Source organism: Psychrobacter piscatorii (assembly GCF_904846415.1).
In the GTDB taxonomy this organism is placed as follows: Bacteria; Pseudomonadota; Gammaproteobacteria; order Pseudomonadales; family Moraxellaceae; genus Psychrobacter; species Psychrobacter piscatorii.
In genome coordinates this window covers 46,774-63,584 of sequence record NZ_CAJHAR010000021.1, presented here as the reverse complement: position 1 = coordinate 63,584, position 16,811 = coordinate 46,774, and the positions used below count along the sequence as shown (strand labels likewise).

Annotated in this window: 13 protein-coding genes and 1 pseudogene; 2 read left to right on the top strand and 12 right to left on the bottom strand. The window is 43.6% G+C overall.

Annotated features, from left to right (window positions below):
- Window positions 1-100: pseudogene (locus JMX83_RS15490) on the top strand (IS30 family transposase); the annotation flags it as partial.
- Between the two features lie 52 nt (window positions 101-152).
- Here JMX83_RS15490 and JMX83_RS10205 read toward each other — a convergent pair.
- The 12 genes from JMX83_RS10205 to rimO form a co-directional block, all read right to left on the bottom strand.
- A complete protein-coding gene (locus JMX83_RS10205) occupies window positions 153-1,505 on the bottom strand; it encodes a sodium-dependent transporter (RefSeq protein ID WP_201601355.1) in 1,353 nt (450 codons plus the stop codon).
- A gap of 317 nt (window positions 1,506-1,822) precedes the next feature.
- Entirely contained in the window at window positions 1,823-2,602 is a 780-nt protein-coding gene (gene lpxA, locus JMX83_RS10200; RefSeq protein ID WP_201601353.1) for an acyl-ACP--UDP-N-acetylglucosamine O-acyltransferase, read from the bottom strand.
- 140 nt (window positions 2,603-2,742) lie between these two features.
- Window positions 2,743-3,279: a 3-hydroxyacyl-ACP dehydratase FabZ gene (gene fabZ / locus JMX83_RS10195; protein WP_201601351.1), complete on the bottom strand. Its 537-nt coding sequence runs from the start codon at window positions 3,277-3,279 to the stop codon at window positions 2,743-2,745.
- Between the two features lie 52 nt (window positions 3,280-3,331).
- On the bottom strand, window positions 3,332-4,348 hold the full coding sequence (lpxD, locus tag JMX83_RS10190) for a UDP-3-O-(3-hydroxymyristoyl)glucosamine N-acyltransferase (RefSeq protein WP_201601349.1): 1,017 nt from the start codon (window positions 4,346-4,348) through the stop codon (window positions 3,332-3,334).
- A gap of 146 nt (window positions 4,349-4,494) precedes the next feature.
- On the bottom strand, window positions 4,495-6,927 hold the full coding sequence (gene bamA, locus JMX83_RS10185) for an outer membrane protein assembly factor BamA (RefSeq protein WP_201601347.1): 2,433 nt from the start codon (window positions 6,925-6,927) through the stop codon (window positions 4,495-4,497).
- Between the two features lie 262 nt (window positions 6,928-7,189).
- Window positions 7,190-8,566, bottom strand: coding sequence for an RIP metalloprotease RseP (gene rseP, locus JMX83_RS10180; protein WP_201601344.1), 1,377 nt, complete (start codon window positions 8,564-8,566; stop codon window positions 7,190-7,192).
- 123 nt (window positions 8,567-8,689) lie between these two features.
- Complete coding sequence (gene ispC / locus JMX83_RS10175; protein WP_201601341.1) at window positions 8,690-9,898, bottom strand: 1-deoxy-D-xylulose-5-phosphate reductoisomerase; 1,209 nt, start codon at window positions 9,896-9,898, stop codon at window positions 8,690-8,692.
- A 173-nt stretch (window positions 9,899-10,071) separates the two neighbouring features.
- Window positions 10,072-10,881, bottom strand: coding sequence for a phosphatidate cytidylyltransferase (locus tag JMX83_RS10170; protein WP_201601339.1), 810 nt, complete (start codon window positions 10,879-10,881; stop codon window positions 10,072-10,074).
- A gap of 175 nt (window positions 10,882-11,056) precedes the next feature.
- Entirely contained in the window at window positions 11,057-11,815 is a 759-nt protein-coding gene (gene uppS / locus JMX83_RS10165) for a polyprenyl diphosphate synthase (protein ID WP_201601337.1), read from the bottom strand.
- Between the two features lie 311 nt (window positions 11,816-12,126).
- On the bottom strand, window positions 12,127-12,681 hold the full coding sequence (gene frr, locus JMX83_RS10160; RefSeq protein ID WP_058023672.1) for a ribosome recycling factor: 555 nt from the start codon (window positions 12,679-12,681) through the stop codon (window positions 12,127-12,129).
- A 128-nt stretch (window positions 12,682-12,809) separates the two neighbouring features.
- A complete protein-coding gene (gene pyrH / locus JMX83_RS10155) occupies window positions 12,810-13,535 on the bottom strand; it encodes a UMP kinase (RefSeq protein WP_093068829.1) in 726 nt (241 codons plus the stop codon).
- 172 nt (window positions 13,536-13,707) lie between these two features.
- Window positions 13,708-15,303, bottom strand: a complete 1,596-nt coding sequence (gene rimO / locus JMX83_RS10150; protein ID WP_201601334.1) for a 30S ribosomal protein S12 methylthiotransferase RimO — start codon at window positions 15,301-15,303, stop codon at window positions 13,708-13,710.
- A gap of 135 nt (window positions 15,304-15,438) precedes the next feature.
- On the opposite strand from rimO, the gene JMX83_RS10145 reads away from it, so the two are divergent.
- On the top strand, window positions 15,439-16,809 hold the full coding sequence (locus tag JMX83_RS10145; RefSeq protein ID WP_201601332.1) for a two-component system sensor histidine kinase NtrB: 1,371 nt from the start codon (window positions 15,439-15,441) through the stop codon (window positions 16,807-16,809).
- Window positions 16,810-16,811 lie beyond the last annotated feature (2 nt).

The window sequence follows — 16,811 nt, the reverse complement described above, 5'->3', positions numbered from 1 at the left end:
TGATGATGAGATGCAGGACATTGAGAACAAACTAAATAACAGACCAAGAAAACGCTTAGGGTTTAAAACGCCTATGCAGGCGTTCTATAATATTAATTAGCGTTGCACTTGGTGTGTTAATCTAAGAATATCTAAATCACTATAAATACACATTAGCCCATCAGTGAGGTAACAAATACCACGATCACAGCGATTGGCGCGATGAATTTTGCAACAATTTGCCAAAGCTGCCATGTAGCATTAGATAAACCAAGCTCTTGCTGAATGCTACGCTGATCCATTTTCCAACCAACGAATACGATGGCCGCAAGACCTGTTAGAGGTAACAGGAACTTACTGGTAATCTTGTCTAGTGCATCAAAGATACCATTACCCATGATAGTAAATTCAGACCATAGGTTGAACGATAGCAATGCGGCAATACCTAATAGCCAAATCACAGTACTGGCAACGATAGTCGATACGGTACGGCTCATCGACGTACGCTCTTCTAGCAGCTCAACCGTTGGCTCTAGCAATGAGATAGATGAGGTGACAGCTGCAAAGGTGATAAGCAAAAAGAACAATGCACCAATGATAGTACCTGCACCCATGCTACCAAAAGCAATCGGTAAGCTGACGAAGATCAGACCAGGACCTGATGCAGGATCTAGACCGTTACTAAAGATAATTGGGAAGATGGCTAGACCGGCCGCCAAAGCGATAACCGTATCCAAGATAACAACAGTACGTGCGGTTTTTAGCAAGTTCACTTCACGGCCCAAATACGAACCATAAGCAACCATGATGCCCATACCAATCGATAGCGTGAAGAAGGCATGACCTAATGCTGCAAGCATAACGTCAGCCGTCAGCTTGCTCATATCTGGCGTGAACAGATAAGCAACTGCCTCACCAAAACCGCCATTTACTACATTATAACCAACGATAACGAAAAGAATCACACCCAGTAGTGGCATCAAAATCTTAGCTGTTTTTTCGATACCACTTGTTACACCAATACCAACGATGACGGCAGTCAAAATCATAAATACGGTGTGCCAAATCGTCAATGTACCGGCTGATGCTAGCATCGCATCAAAGGTCGCAGCCACAGAATCACTATCTTGACCTGTAAAGCTGCCTGACGCAACCTTGGTGATATAGTTAAGTGCCCAACCACCGATGACACTATAGAATGATAGAATTAAAAAGCCACCCAAAATACCAGTAGCACCAACGATGGTCCAGCTACGAGATTTACCTTCGCTAGCAGCCACATCCGCAAACGTGTTGACTGGGTTTTTTTGTCCACGGCGACCAATGAGCCATTCAGCAACTAGTATTGGAAAACCGACTAGCGCGATACAGAATAAATAAGCGATAACGAAAGCTGAACCACCGCTCTCGCCCACCATATAGGGAAATTTCCATATATTTCCCAAACCTACTGCTGAACCTACTGCCGCTAACACGAAGCCAAAACTTGAGCTCCATTGTGCATGTTCTTGTTTATTGATAGCCATTTTTTGCGTCCTCGTACTTCAAATAACGCTACTGACAATCCTCCTTGATCATCATAAATAGTGACTACTACTATCAAACTATTTAGTAAACACTTCAATATGAAGTGCCCCGTAACATTAAGAAAGAATTGTTTACAATATCATAAACGCTCAGTTTCTGCTAAGCGACCAAAAAAGTCAAGTACTCATAAATATAAAAAGCCATAACAATTGGTTATGGCTTTTAGCATTATTATCTTTTATTAATAGAATTTAGGCAGATTAAAAATGTAAAAAACGACTATCTAGCCTAGATTCTATAGTGGTTCAATATGCGTTTAACGCACCACCCCGCGACGACTTTTTTGTAGTGAATCAATCAGCAATTGAACTTTTGGCTCTTGAGATAGTAGCTCGCCTTGCAGAACCTCCAACGCTTTTGCTGTGGTCAGACCCGATCTAAAGACGGTACGATACGCTTGGCGTAAGACATCAATGGTTTCTTTCGACCAATCTTTTCGGCGCATGCCTTCGATATTTAGACCATGAGCTTTTGCTGGATTACCAGACACCATCGTAAACGCTGCGACATCTTTTAAAATCAAACTGGCACCGCCGATTAAGCTGTAATCATCTACTGTACAAAACTGATGAATACCTGAATTGCCACCGATGATTGTATGGCTGCCGATAGTCACATGACCTGCAACACCCACATTATTTGCCAGCACATTATGATCACCAATCACACAATCATGCGCCACATGAGTATTGACCATCAACAAGTTATGACTACCTATCTTGGTCAGCTCACTATCTTGTGCAGTACCGCGATGTAGGCTACAAGCTTCGCGAATCGTATTGTGATCGCCAATCTCAAGCCAAGTACGCTCACCTGCATACTTTAGATCCTGAGGATCCTCTCCAACACTCGCAAACTGATAAAACTGGTTGTTCGCACCAATACGAGTCAACCTAGTTACAACAACATGCCTATGCAACACAGTATGTGGTCCAATTGACACTTCATCACCAATGATACAGTAGGGACCAATGATGGCAGTCTCATCAATCTGTGCAGATGGTGAGATGAGTGCTGTAGGGTGAATCTGACTCATGATGTGGGCCCTTGTATCATTTAATGCAAATAAATAGTCAGCCAAATGCAGCTGGTTTGTTAAATATCAATATAATAGCTCATTATAATTGTGAAGATCGATTCGATATAGCGCCTTATGAATGCTAACTCATTACCAACTTAGGCACTTTTACTGTCTTTAATTTTTTGCTGTTCTTGACGCGCAATCATGATTTGAGCACTCGCAGCAAGTTCGTCTTCGACATGTACCGTACAATCAAACTTATAAATACCATGGCGCTGCATCACTGTCTTGGCACGAATGATGAGTTGATCACCAGGAATGACTCGGCGCTTAAACCGCACTTTATCCACACCAGCAAACAAATACAGATAGCCATCTTCTGAAGTCAGACCTGCACTAATAAAACCAAGTATGCCTGAAACCTGTGCCATTGCCTCTACCATCAATACCCCTGGCATGATTGGCTCGTCAGGAAAATGTCCATTAAAAAACTCTTCATTAATGGTCACATTCTTGATACCCGTAATGCACTCTCCTGGTGTACAAGCGACCACTCTATCGACCAACATGAAAGGATAACGATGTGGTAAATAATGCTTAATCGTATGATACGTTAGTGGCAGAGTAAGACCTTGCTCAGCCAAGCTTTTGATGTCTTCATCAGTTGGGATATCTATATGGTTATTGCTCATAATGAGGCTTCCTTGCTATGTTTTGAATGTTTATTGTTTGTATGTGTTCGCATTAATCACGCCCAAGCTGACGAAAGCGTACCGCTGCACGGCGCCAATTAGCAGTTGGCATAGCAGCAGTTCCAGAAGAATATGAACCAGCAGTCTTTATAGATTTGGTAACCATGGTCATACCTGATAAAACCACATCATCTGTAATTTCGATATGCCCTGTGATACCGACAGCACCGCCAATAATGCAACGTTTACCTATAGTCGTACTACCGGCAATACCCGTTTGGGAGGCAATGGCAGTGCCGTCGCCGATACGTACGTTATGGGCAACTTGAACCAAATTATCAATGATAACATGATTGCCAATAACCGTATCATCAATGGCGCCGCGATCGATACAGGTGTGACTACCAATGCGTACATGATCACCAATAATCACACGGCCTAGCTGAGCGATCCGCTCCCAGCCTGAAACACTAGGATTGTTGGTAGGAGCAAAGCCAAACCCTTCGGCACCAATACTCGCACCCGCATGTAATCTTGCATAATTGCCAATGACACAGTCATGGCCAATAACCACTTGTGACTTGATGACACCATCAGTACCAATCTCAGAATGCGCCTCCATCACTACATGGGCATCAAGTGAGCTACGCGCCCCTATCTGTACATAGTCGCCAATGACACAAAAAGGACCAATATTAACCTCATCACCAATCACAGCGCTATCAGAGATCACAGCGCTAGGATGGATCCCCACAGATAGCGACTGACGGGCAAATAGTTGGCTAGCACTGGCATAAGCTAGGTATGGGTTAGAGACAACCAACGCTAAGGCCGACTTAGGTACTTGGTCACGATACTCTTGGGTGACCAATACTGCACCTGCTTGGCTACCGGACAAACTGGAGATATAGTGAGGGTCTGCCAAAAAGCTTAGCTGCTTTTGGTCAGCAGTGGTTAAACTTCCAACACTGTTAAATGGGTGACGTAACTGCTCAGCACTAATATCAGCCTTATTGATAATGGGCTGACGCTGCTCAATCCGAGTGATAAGTTGCTCAATCGTTATCATAATGACTATTAATAGACTATTGTTATATATAAAACGGTCGTCAAAATAACAATGTGTTTTGACGACCTACTGGGAACTAATGACGCTCTAACTTACTTAGACAAATACTTGAGAACGATTAGATATGTTTAGATAATATTAGCGATCTAGAATGTATTACCAATCTGGAACTGGACTTTTTCAGTTTCGTCGCCTTCTTTATCACCAAAAGGTACGGCATAACTGAGTGAAATTGGACCAATTGGTGTATACCAAGTCACACCTGCACCTGCACTAAAACGGAAATTATTATCTTGAGTTAGTAGCTTTATCTCAGAACCATCTGCATTCACAGCAGGATCACCAGTATTAGGGTCGATAAAAGTGCGATCTTCTTTATCACTCGTATCGAAGACCTGACCACCTTCAGCAAATAATACTGGACGTACCTGATCTGCCCAATCTCCTTTAAACGGCATCGGTAAGATCAGTTCACTACCGAAGGTAACTAACGCATTACCACCGACCTCTTCATCTTTAAAACGTCTATCAGAATTAATGGCATCGAAGTAGCCTTGTGACTTAGGTCCTAATGTTGAAGATTCATAACCACGTACTGAACCATAACCGCCCGCGTAAAAATTCTCATAGAATGGTAAATCATTACCATAACCCAGCTTAGTATAACCACGAGCCACCAAGTCTTTGTAAAGTGGGTAATATACGTTACCACTATAAACAAGTTTCTGATAATTAGCATCGCCAAGACCAATGGTAGCGTCAACAGTGTGGCTCATACCTTTGGTTGGAAACACTGGGCGATCTAATGTGCTGTAATCCCACCCAAACAGCAAGTTGTAAGTCTGATAGTCATTTTTAAAGCCAGTACGACCTTCAAAATCCCCAGTAAAGTTTTCAACAGTACCACCATCATCAATGATTTCTTGCGCGTTTGATATACCAAGGAAACGACCACCACGAACTGACGTATTATCAACATTTAGACCAGCACTGACACGCTTGGTCTCATCCACAGGATAGCTGTAATTTAGCGTAGCACCGTAGGCATCAGTGACATAATTACTAACGTTTCTATCATCGTATTTGGTTTCGCGATAGTAAGCACTCACGCCTTGCGAGACGCCATTTTCTGTAAAGTATGGATCGGTATATCCTAAGCTATACGAATCACGTGTCTCTGAACGTGACAGTGCAGCTTTAACACGGTTACCAGTTCCCATAAAGTTATTTTGGGTTAAATCCAACTGAAAAGTAACACCGCCGCTCTGCGAGTAACCTGCCGCAATCGTTGAACTGCCAGAAGGTTGCTCTTCTACTGTATAGTTGACATCTACTTGATCTGGCTGATTGGGTACTGGTTTTACGTCAACATTAACTGCTTTAAAGAAACCGGTACGCATAAGACGCGTACGCGATAGCTGAATTTTTTCGCTAGAGGCAAGAGACCCTTCCAGTTGACGCATCTCACGGCGCAATACTTCATCTTGAGTTTTAATATTACCTGTGAAGTTAATACGGCGAACATAAATAGGACGTGCAGGATCGATATAATAATCCACGTCAACCATTTTGGTGTCGTCATTAATGCGTGGTACTGGTCTAACTTGGGCTAAATAATACCCTTCGTTACCATAGCGTCTTTTGAGCGCGGCTGTTGTTTCATCCAGTTTGGCTTGTGAGTATTTTTCATTAGGCGCAAAAGTAACCAACTCTTTTAGTTCGTTATTATCAAAAGTGGGCTTACCTAAGAAATTGACGTCACCAAACTGATACTGCTCACCTTCACTCAAACTGACTTCGATGAACACACTACGTTTATCTTCACTAATATTAAGTACCGCGTTATCTACTGCGAAACGCACATAACCATCGTTTTGATACAATGCTTTTAAATTTTCTAAACTCGCGGCCAGTTTTTCTTGTGCATATCGATCAGATTTTGATAGCAAGCGTGTCCATGATGATTCTTTTACAGCAAAGACATCTTTGATTTCTTCATCACTAAAGTGTTTGTTACCAATCACATTGATATCAACAACTTTAGCAGGCTTACCTTCGATAAAGCGTACATCAAGCTTAACGCGATTACCATCAAGTACCGTCTGATCTACTTCAATATTACTGTTGTAATAGCCTTGACTGATATACTGCTGTTGCAGCTCGTTAGCAACGCCTTGCAGAGTCGATTGCTTCAGTACATTACCGACAGACAGTCCAGCATTCCCAAGACCTTGCTCAAGCCCTTCTTTAGGAATGAGCTTGTTACCTTCAAAATTCACTTCGGCAATGGTTGGACGTTCAACAACATCAAACCTTAGATTGCCACCTTCGACACGGCTTTGAATATCGGCAAAATTTTCAGTCGCATATAGTGCCTTGATACTGGCAGCCAAGCTACTGTCATTTACCGTATCTCCTACCGTAATAGGTAGAACCGGATAGAGGCTATCAGGGGTTAGGCGTTGCAGGCCGTTAAAACCGATGTCAGTCACTACAAATTCTGCAGCCTGTACCGGCATACTCATCATCGCTACAACTAACGGCAACCCAGCCGCGCTCATAAATAAAGGCGTACGCATAAACACTATCCGTCAATAAAAAACTTGCTAAAGTTAAGTTAAAAAGCACATGTTGTCCAGCCCATTTGCATAAAGTTGCAACTCCATGCATGGCTGACTCAGAACACTTTATATAAAAAGCATCACAAAATAAACTAAAAATTACGATTAGTACAGAGGCTATGACACAAAGTATCTTGCGTATCATAGCAACAATCAAATCGTAAGCGCCATTAAACCATTAGTATATCGTGCTTTATTGATTATATTACTCATTAACCAATCAAAACAGCCTACTGATGTCATTACCAATTGCTAACACCATGAAACCTGCCAGTAAGAGTAAACCGATATTTAACCCCACCATTTGCACCCCTTCAGAGAGCGGTTTACCGCGAATCAGTTCGATAAAATGATAAACGATATGACCACCATCCAATACTGGAATCGGTAAAAGATTCAATACAGCAAGACTCAGGCTAATCAATGCAGCCGTCGATAATACCATCTGCCAACTGATATCAAAGCTTTGCTTGGCAACTTTGGCAATGGTAATCGGACCTGACAAGTTATCCAGACCAATCATACCTGAGAGCATTTTTCCCATCGAGCTTACTGTCATCACGGCTAGTTGCTCAGTCTTTTCAAATGATTTAACCAATGACTCGCCAGGGCCATAAACCACGGTGGTTTTGTAAGCATCAGGAATAACAATCTCAGTCTGGTCTACCATGGCGCCAATTTGACCGTAATCATTACCCAAGTTGTCTTTTTTACCTTGCGGCATAATTTGCAATTGCACCGTTTTGTCATCACGCAATACGGTAAAATTAAGTAACACCTCGGGATTATCACGAATAATACGCGTGGCGCTAATCCAATCGTCAATGTTTTGATTATTGATGGCAGTAATACGATCGCCCACCTGTAGACCTTGACGGCTAGCCGCACCATCAGGCGCCAATTCACCGACAATCGGGGCAATCTGTGGCTGCCACGGTAACATACCAAAGCTGGTCAATGCATCTTTACCTTGTGCATCACCCTGCATAAATTGTGTGACTGGTGCTTGATAGGTTTTGATCGACTGATTGGTTTGGGCGTCTGACTGTAGTGTAATACTCACATTGTCTGTCTCACCCATCCGTCCTGCAAGGCGATAATTGATACCTTCCCACGTCTGTACGTCGTGTCCATCAATCGCAACAATCTTATCACCAACAGGTAATTGCGCCATCGCAGCTGGGGTATCTGGCAGTACTTGCCCGATTTTCGTAGCCAACTGCTCAGACGGCGTCATAAACAACACCCAAAAGAGCGCAATGGCAATGATGAAATTCATGATAGGACCAGCGGCGACAATCGCAATCTTCTTGAGCGGATGCTGATAATTAAACGCAAGATGCCGTTCATCTTTTGCGACATTGCCTTCACGCTCATCAAGCATTTTGACATAGCCGCCGAGTGGCAATGCCGAGATACGATAGTCGATTCCACTTTTTTTGCTGGTCCAACCAAACAGTTTAGGGCCAAAACCGATAGAGTATGTTAATACTTTGACGCCGCACATCCGTGCCACGATATAGTGCCCCCACTCATGTAAGGCAATGAGTGGACCTAAGACAAATATTGCCGCAAGAAGCGTTAATAAAAACGTCATGATCTTTTCTCAGTATTGTTGCTTAGTATCTTTTATCAACATTAACATCGACATCTTCACTAATATCGTTTATTAGCACCATCTTTTAATTAAGAGACTATCTATTGCTAATGATTGCCGCGATTACGCCAACTTTGCCACAAGTTTATCCGTAAGGTGACGTGCTATCTTGTCAATGGCTAATATATCTTCTATATCAGCCGTTTCAGTTAATGGTGGCAGCTGTATATCGTTTAAGGCTTGCTCATTGATATCAGCGATATCAGTTAAGCGAATTTGTCCATCCAAAAATGCTGCTACTGCAATTTCGTTAGCTGCATTCAATACAATAGTCGCCTGCGTACCTGCTTGCATTGCTTGACGAGCCAAACGTAGGCAGGCAAATTTTTGCAGATCAGGCTCGATGAACTCCAAACCACTAAGTGCATATAAATCTAATGGCTGCGAACCGCTATCGATACGGCTAGGATAGCTGAGCGCATGGGCAATTGGGGTTTTCATATCTGGACTGCCAAGCTGTGCTAAAAAGCTACCATCGCTATATTCTACCATTGAGTGAATGATACTTTGTGGATGAATGACCACATTTATTTTATTTTCAGGCAAATCAAATAAATGACAAGCCTCGATCAGCTCAAGCCCCTTATTCATCATTGTGGCTGAGTCGACAGATATCTTCTGACCCATTGACCAGTTAGGGTGCTTGACTGCCTCTGCGACAGTTGCTTGCTGCATCTGTTCAAAAGACTGCTGCAAAAATGGCCCACCAGAGGCTGTTAACCATAGTTTACGGACACCATGATTTGGCTGATGAATTTGCGTATTGTCTTGCTGAATAGCAAGTGGTAAGCACTGAAAAATGGCATTGTGCTCAGAATCGAGGGGTAACAACGTAGCGTTATGTGTTTTGACCGCATTGATCATTACCTGCCCTGCCATCACCAGCGCTTCTTTATTGGCGAGCAAAATACGTTTACCTGCGCGTGCTGCTGCTAAGGTAGAAGGCAGTCCTGCCGCGCCTACGATAGCAGCAACGACAGTATCAGTTTGTGAATCAGTGGCTATATCTACTAGACCTTCCTCGCCCCCTACTACATCACTATCAATTCCTGCTGCTTTAAGCCTTTTGGCAAAATCATCCACAGCGGCTGTTGGCACGCTGACGCGCTTAGGCAAAAACTGCTGACAGAGCGCAAACAGCTTATCTAAACGGTGGTAGCCTGACAATGCGTAGACTTCATAATATTGCGGTTGCGCCGCTAATATTGCTAACGTGCTATCGCCAATCGAGCCTGTCGCGCCTAGTACGGCGATGCGTTGCGTCATAACCATTAATGCCTATGATATTTAATATTTAGAGAAGGAGAAAAGAGCAAATGAGGGTCGAACAGTATAAAGGGCAATAAAGCTATATAGTAATAAATAAGACCGTCGTAAAAGACTAGCCAAAACGGTCACTTCGCTTACTTATCACATTATAAAATCAGCTAAGTGACTTTGTTGTCTTATACCACAATCAAACCTAGCTGCTGTATCGCCCAAAAGCCAAGTGCGAATATTGGAGTTGCAGATAGCAATGAATCAATACGATCAAGTACACCACCATGCCCTGGTAAAATAGTACCAGAGTCTTTGACATCAGCACGGCGCTTGAGCATTGATTCGAAAAGATCACCAAGCACAGAAGCCAGAATCGTTAGCGCCGATAGTGCCACAAAGGCGACTAGAGATGCGCCTGTCAGTTGTAGCTTAAACACACTGATCGCAACGACTACCAGTAGACCTGTAATCAAACCACCGGCCAATCCTTCCATACTCTTATTGGGTGAGACATTGGGTGCCATTTTTCGGCGGCCAAGCTTGCGACCAACAAAGTAAGCACCGCTATCAGCACACCAGACCAATAAAAATACATAGAGTAGCCACCATGCTGATAGCTGCCAGAGGTAAAAAATCGCAGTAATAGAGGCTGTCAAAATAACCACACCCAACAACGCTAGATGTTTTCCGTACCATTTCGTCTTTGTTGGGAATGCACGCACCCAAGACAGTGCCATCAGCCATATGACAAGCGAAGCCGTCCACCAGAATAACCAAGTCACCTTAAACATAAGCGATACGACAGTTATCACTAAAACTAATAGCACAAAGACAATAGGTTGACGCCACTTCGGCATCAACTTAGCCCACTCATGAGCTGCGATAATGACGCCAACGGCTAAAAGCGGTGCGAATAAAATAGGGGTTTGGCTCGCAAACATTGCAATACCAACGATAATAACGAGAACTATTGCCGTTCTAATTCGTTGCCACATACTTATCGAGCCTTATAATAATGAAGAAGGTACAGTCAAAAAAATGCATTATAACAGTTAATAGACCTGTGCCCATTAATAGCATTGACCCTCATTAAAACGATTTATCATCTCGTAAGCAAGCGGTATTAGCAACCTAGAGAATACTGTCTGAATTTTTATGGCTACTATTGCGTCAGCGACTATGCTGCTCTATCCCTACCTGCTCGCTGGTTTTACCAAAGCGGCGCTGACGCTGTGCAAACTCAGCAATCATTAAAGCCAGCTCTTCTGGAACAAAATCTGGCCATAAAGTTGGCGTGAAAAACAACTCCGCATAGGCCGATTGCCATAATAAAAAATTTGATATTCGGTAATCACCACCGGTACGAACAAGCATGTCTACTGCTGGTGCGTCTGCCAGTTGTACTTGCTCACCGAGCATTTCTGCACTAATATCTTCAGCTCTCAACTCACCTGCCTGCACTTGTTGTGCCAGCCGTTTTGCTGCATGAGCAATATCCCACTGTCCACCGTAGCTAATCGCAATCACTAATGTCATGGCATCAAAGCCTGCAGTTTCTGCTTCAGCATCTGCCATTAATGCTTGCAATTCTTCACTAAGCTGACTGCGATCACCGATAAAACGTAAGCGAATACGATATTCACTCATACGCGGCATTTGCTCATGAATAGTCGAGGTTAGTAACTGCATTAATAGCGCCACCTCACTGGGTGGACGTTGCCAGTTTTCACTAGAGAAAGCAAATACGGTCAGAACCTCGATACCAGTTTCGACACAGTATTCAACGATGGGGTCTAACGCATCTTTACCCACCACATGCCCTTGGCCTTTGCCTAAATTATTGGCTTTACCATAGCGATTATTACCATCCATAATGATAGCAATATGACGTGGAAGAAGAACAGAAGCCGTGATGGCTGAAGTGGACATAGGCGAACTTGCTTATTGTTAAGGTGAAATAATAATAACGTGTGCGACAATGTTTAAAAAGGCTTACAAATACAATTCACAAACTTATCATAATTGCTTTATCAACGCTTTTAATAGATTGAAAGACGCGCTATGCAACCTATAGTTTGCCATAAATTTAATAGAGATTAAAAAACTATGAATGTATTAATAGGTCATATCAGTTTACCCAATAATAAACAGCCAATAACTACAAGGTATTGGCTGCTAAAATGTAGATAATACTCTGAACTACGTTTTGCCATAAATGATGGATGGCAAAATTGCTCGTGTTAAACTTCCATCAAGTCGCTTTCTTTTTTGCTCAGGCGGCTATCGATAGTTTCAATATATTTGTCAGTGATTTTTTGGATGTCATCGTTAGCACGGCGCTCATCATCTTCTGAGATTTCTTTCTCTTTGGCCAAGTCTTTGATGTCATTCATCATATCACGGCGGATATTACGGATAGACACACGGCTGCTCTCTGCTTCTCCGCGAGCAAGTTTTTGCATATCGCGGCGGGTGTCTTCGGTCAACGCTGGCATTGGCACACGAATCACATCAGCCGTCATCGGGTTTAGGCCCAAATCTGCTTCGCGAATGGCTTTGTCTACCGCTTGTACCATCGTACGGTCAAACGGTTGAACCAATAACGTACGTGAGTCTTCAACGTTGACGCTGGCTACTTGGTTTAGCGGTGTATCAGAACCATAATAGCTGACCATCACGCCTGACAACATGCCTGGGTGTGCACGTCCAGTGCGAACTTTACTGAAAGTACTCTCAAGCGCTTCCAACGTTTTTTGCATGCGTGCTTCGCCGTCTTGCTTAATCTCTTTAATCATTGTGTGTCCTTATTTATCGCTATCGACAAATTTTTTATGTGCTATTGGGATATTTGTTATTAGCTACTTTTCATTATTAGCCACTCTCTGAAGTGACCGATCAACGCTACATCAATGCAGGGAACTAATTAATGAAAAACGCGTGTGCCTTCGTTTTCACCCATGATGACATTTAACAATGCATTGGGTTTGGTCATATCAAACACTTGTAGCGGTACGTTATGCTCGCGGCATAGCGCGATAGCAGTCAAATCCATTACGCCAAGTTTCTGCTCTAACACTTCATCAAAGGTAAGACCGTCATATTTTTTGGCATCAGAATGTAAGCTTGGGTCTTTATCATAAACGCCGTCGACCTTGGTCGCTTTGAGAATTAAGCCAGCTTCGATTTCGATACCACGCAAGCAAGCCGCCGTATCAGTAGTGAAAAATGGGTTGCCTGTTCCAGCAACAAAGATACAAACTTCACCATTTTTGAGATAACGGATTGCATTACGACTGCTATAGCTTTCGGTGACTTCACCAATTGGCAATGCAGACATCAAGCGCGTTTTGATATTACGGCGCTCAAGCGCATCACGCATCGCCAGACCATTCATAACAGTGGCTAGCATACCCATCTGATCACCCGTCACGCGGCCAACCAAACCTTCTTTTTGTAATTGCGCGCCGCGATATAAGTTACCACCGCCGACCACGATACCGACCTGAACACCTAATCCGCGCAAATGAGCAATAGACAGGCTCATTTTGTCGAGCACTTCGGTATCAATACCCATGTCTTTGCTACCAGCCAAGGCTTCGCCAGAGAGTTTTAGCAAGATACGAGCGTAACGCGGGTTTTTGTCAGACATGAGGTCACCTTATTATCATGAAATTATAAAGAAAATTATGGGTAAAACACAAATCAAGTTTGCCCGTAACGCTGCGTTTAAAGACAAGCGTATTAAACAGGCTAAATTGCGCTAATTGTAGCAAAAACTGCCCGCCATTGGGCAATTTTCACTCGTATATCTTGTCGAACATCTAACCTTGATAACTGGCAAATAGATCATATTCGCTAGCGTCATCAATCGTCACGGTTAGGAACTGCCCGACTTTAACTTGATCCGTAATATCATCAACATAGACATGACCATCAATTTCAGGCGCATCAGCATAGCTACGGCAAATAGCGATATTCTCATCACTATCAATCTCATCGACCAATACCATTAAGGTTTTACCGACTTTTTCTTGTAGTTTTTGCGCTGAGATATCTTGTTGTAGTGCCATCAAGCGCTCGTAGCGAGATTGCTTGACGTCTTCAGGGACATGGTCAGGCAAGTCGTTGGCGACAGCACCTTCTACTTCTGAATACGTAAATGCCCCCACGCGATCAAGGCGCGCTTCTACTAGCCAATCAAGCAAGCACTGAAAGTCTTCTTCGGTCTCACCCGGGAAGCCAACCACAAAGGTCGAACGAATCACGATATCAGGGCAGATATCACGCCACGCTTTGATACGCGCCAAGGTGTTTTCACTGTGCGCAGGACGTTTCATCGCTTTTAGGATACGATGACTGGCATGCTGGAACGGAATGTCCAGATAAGGAAGCAGTTTCTTCTCACCCATCAACTCAACGACTTTGTCTACGTGTGGATACGGATAGACATAATGCAGGCGTACCCAAATGCCCAAATCGTTCAATGCTTGGCATAAGTCATAAAACTTGGACTTGAGCGGCATACCATTCCAAAAGCTGGTCTTATACTTGAGATCAAGACCGTAAGCAGAGGTGTCTTGCGAGATGATAAGTAATTCTTTCACGCCAGCTTTTTTGAGCGCCAGTGCTTCGCTCATGACATTATCGATCGGGCGCGATACCAAATCACCGCGTAAGCTTGGGATAATGCAGAACGTACAGCGGTGGTTGCAGCCTTCTGAGATTTTTAGATACGCATAATGACTTGGCGTCAATTTGATACCCGCTTCATTAATCAAATCTATTTTTGGATCATAGTTGGCATCCAAGCTGCGATTTGGCCTTGGCACATGCTGTGCAACGGCCGTAATCACTTCATCATAGGCATGCGCGCCTGTCACTGCGAGTACAGCGGGATGCATTTCACGGATTTTGTCCGCTTCTTTGCCTAGGCAACCGGTAACAATCACTTTACCGTTTTTACTAATGGCTTCACCGATCGCATCAAGCGACTCTTGAACCGCTGACTCAATAAAGCCGCAGGTATTGACCACGACCAAATCCGCACCGTCATAGTCGCTTGCGACTTGATAACCGTCACGGCTCAGCTCAGTGATAATACGCTCACTATCCACCAAGGCTTTGGGGCAACCTAGTGACACAAACCCAATCTTTGGCGCTGCACTCACTGGCATCGTGACAGTTGCATTAGCCGTCGAGGCTGAAGTAGCGTGGCTACTTTGAGCAATGCTGCGGTTTTGATTGTGGTTGGCTTTATGATGATAGGGCTGGTCAGTATGTGTTTGACTGATATCTGCCTGACTCTGCTCTTGCGGTATTGATGGCTTTGCAGGATTAAAGATAGTGGCAGTGTCTTTTACGGCTGACGTAGGGGCTGTCGTTGTCGTGTTCACTGACTCGGTAGAAGTTTTGGACATGGCTGACCTTGCTAGAGATAAATTGGCTGAGCGCATTGTACGTTTTTTTTGCAAAAATCACCAGTTTTGCCGCTCTATAGTCTTGATTTATGGTTAAATATTGATTCAAACATCCTATTTTTATGGGCATTATCCATGACTGCTGATTTTATCACCACCAAAACTACCCCTGATTTAGCATTCGTATCACAGCATCTATTCACCGCTATTTTGTGGGTCAATGATCAGTTATCGATAACCCGTTTAAATGCTCAAGCAGAGCAATTACTGGCTATTAGTAGTGGGAGGTTAATCAACCAGTCTATCTTGACGCTATTGGCACCCGATGAATTAAAACTAAAAGAAAATGCTTCTATCGGCAATGTCAGTGATGATAGTGAAAATAAACCTCTGGATGAACCCCTCTACTCTTTGACAGAGCGGTTCAATCAAGCACAAAACTACCAGCAGCCTTTCATTGACCATGATCATGTTATCCAAACGCCTTTGAATGGCAACCTACTACTCTCAGTCGATTATAGCGTGACGCCTGTTATCTACGAGCAGCAGTCGTATTTTATTATCGAGATGTGGGGCAAAGACCGCCAAAGTCGCATCTCAGAGGAGCAGCGCCAGCAGCAGCAATATGCGGTTGCTCGTCACATGCTACGGTCGGTCGCGCATGAAATCAAAAACCCACTTGCGGGCATTCGGGGTGCAGCGCAGTTATTGCAAAGGCAGTTTATTAAATTCAGTGATGCGAATACGACGGCGGCCAATAGTCATTCTAACGCGCTTAGTATCTCACAAGACACTAGCGCTGGCACAAACGATGATTTGCAAAAAATGAATCAAAAGCTGCGTAACTATACCGACATTATCATCTCAGAAACTGACCGTTTGACGCACCTGATTGCTCAGCTGCTTGGCTCAAACCAGCTGCCAAACTGGCAAACGCTGAATGTCCATGAACCACTAGAGCATGTTTTGACCTTGGTAGTCAGTCAATACCCACAAGTGACGATACAGAGAGATTATGATTTGTCATTGCCTGAGTTGTGTGCTGACAAAGACCAATTGATTCAGGTATTTTTAAATATTATGAATAATGCGTGTGAGTCTATGACTGAGTTTGAGCAAACGCTACAACAGCACAAGCTCTCTGCGTCTAAGGAATTACCATCAACCGACGTGCAGACCGATAGAGAGACTGCCTATCAGCCAACCTTGCACATTCAAACGCGCGTTGCCTTTCAGCATACGATTGTCGGCCAGCAGCACAAGCAAGTGCTGCAAATCACTATCACTGATAATGGTTCAGGCATTGATCCGGCACTTATCGGACAAATATTTTTTCCGATGGTGACCAGCCGTGCAGCAGGTACTGGCCTTGGCTTATCTATCGTACAAGATATTATCAGCCATCATCATGGTATGATTGATGTGAGCTCTACAGAGGAGACGAACGGCAAACAAACACGCTTTACACTATATCTGCCTTTTACCCAGCCCGTCGCTGAATCATAGAA

Bases quoted from the DNA above. Each gene is read 5' to 3' on its own strand.
- frr (WP_058023672.1), bottom strand. From the start codon at position 12,681: ATGATTAAAGAGATTAAGCAAGACGGCGAAGCACGCATGCAAAAAACG.
- JMX83_RS10145 (WP_201601332.1), top strand. From the start codon at position 15,439: ATGACTGCTGATTTTATCACCACCAAAACTACCCCTGATTTAGCATTC.
- rseP (WP_201601344.1), bottom strand. From the start codon at position 8,566: ATGACGTTTTTATTAACGCTTCTTGCGGCAATATTTGTCTTAGGTCCA.
- ispC (WP_201601341.1), bottom strand. From the start codon at position 9,898: ATGGTTATGACGCAACGCATCGCCGTACTAGGCGCGACAGGCTCGATT.
- JMX83_RS10205 (WP_201601355.1), bottom strand. From the start codon at position 1,505: ATGGCTATCAATAAACAAGAACATGCACAATGGAGCTCAAGTTTTGGC.
- uppS (WP_201601337.1), bottom strand. From the start codon at position 11,815: ATGTCCACTTCAGCCATCACGGCTTCTGTTCTTCTTCCACGTCATATT.
- pyrH (WP_093068829.1), bottom strand. From the start codon at position 13,535: ATGTCTGACAAAAACCCGCGTTACGCTCGTATCTTGCTAAAACTCTCT.
- bamA (WP_201601347.1), bottom strand. From the start codon at position 6,927: ATGCGTACGCCTTTATTTATGAGCGCGGCTGGGTTGCCGTTAGTTGTA.
- fabZ (WP_201601351.1), bottom strand. From the start codon at position 3,279: ATGAGCAATAACCATATAGATATCCCAACTGATGAAGACATCAAAAGC.
- JMX83_RS10170 (WP_201601339.1), bottom strand. From the start codon at position 10,881: ATGTGGCAACGAATTAGAACGGCAATAGTTCTCGTTATTATCGTTGGT.
- rimO (WP_201601334.1), bottom strand. From the start codon at position 15,303: ATGTCCAAAACTTCTACCGAGTCAGTGAACACGACAACGACAGCCCCT.
- lpxA (WP_201601353.1), bottom strand. From the start codon at position 2,602: ATGAGTCAGATTCACCCTACAGCACTCATCTCACCATCTGCACAGATT.
- lpxD (WP_201601349.1), bottom strand. From the start codon at position 4,348: ATGATAACGATTGAGCAACTTATCACTCGGATTGAGCAGCGTCAGCCC.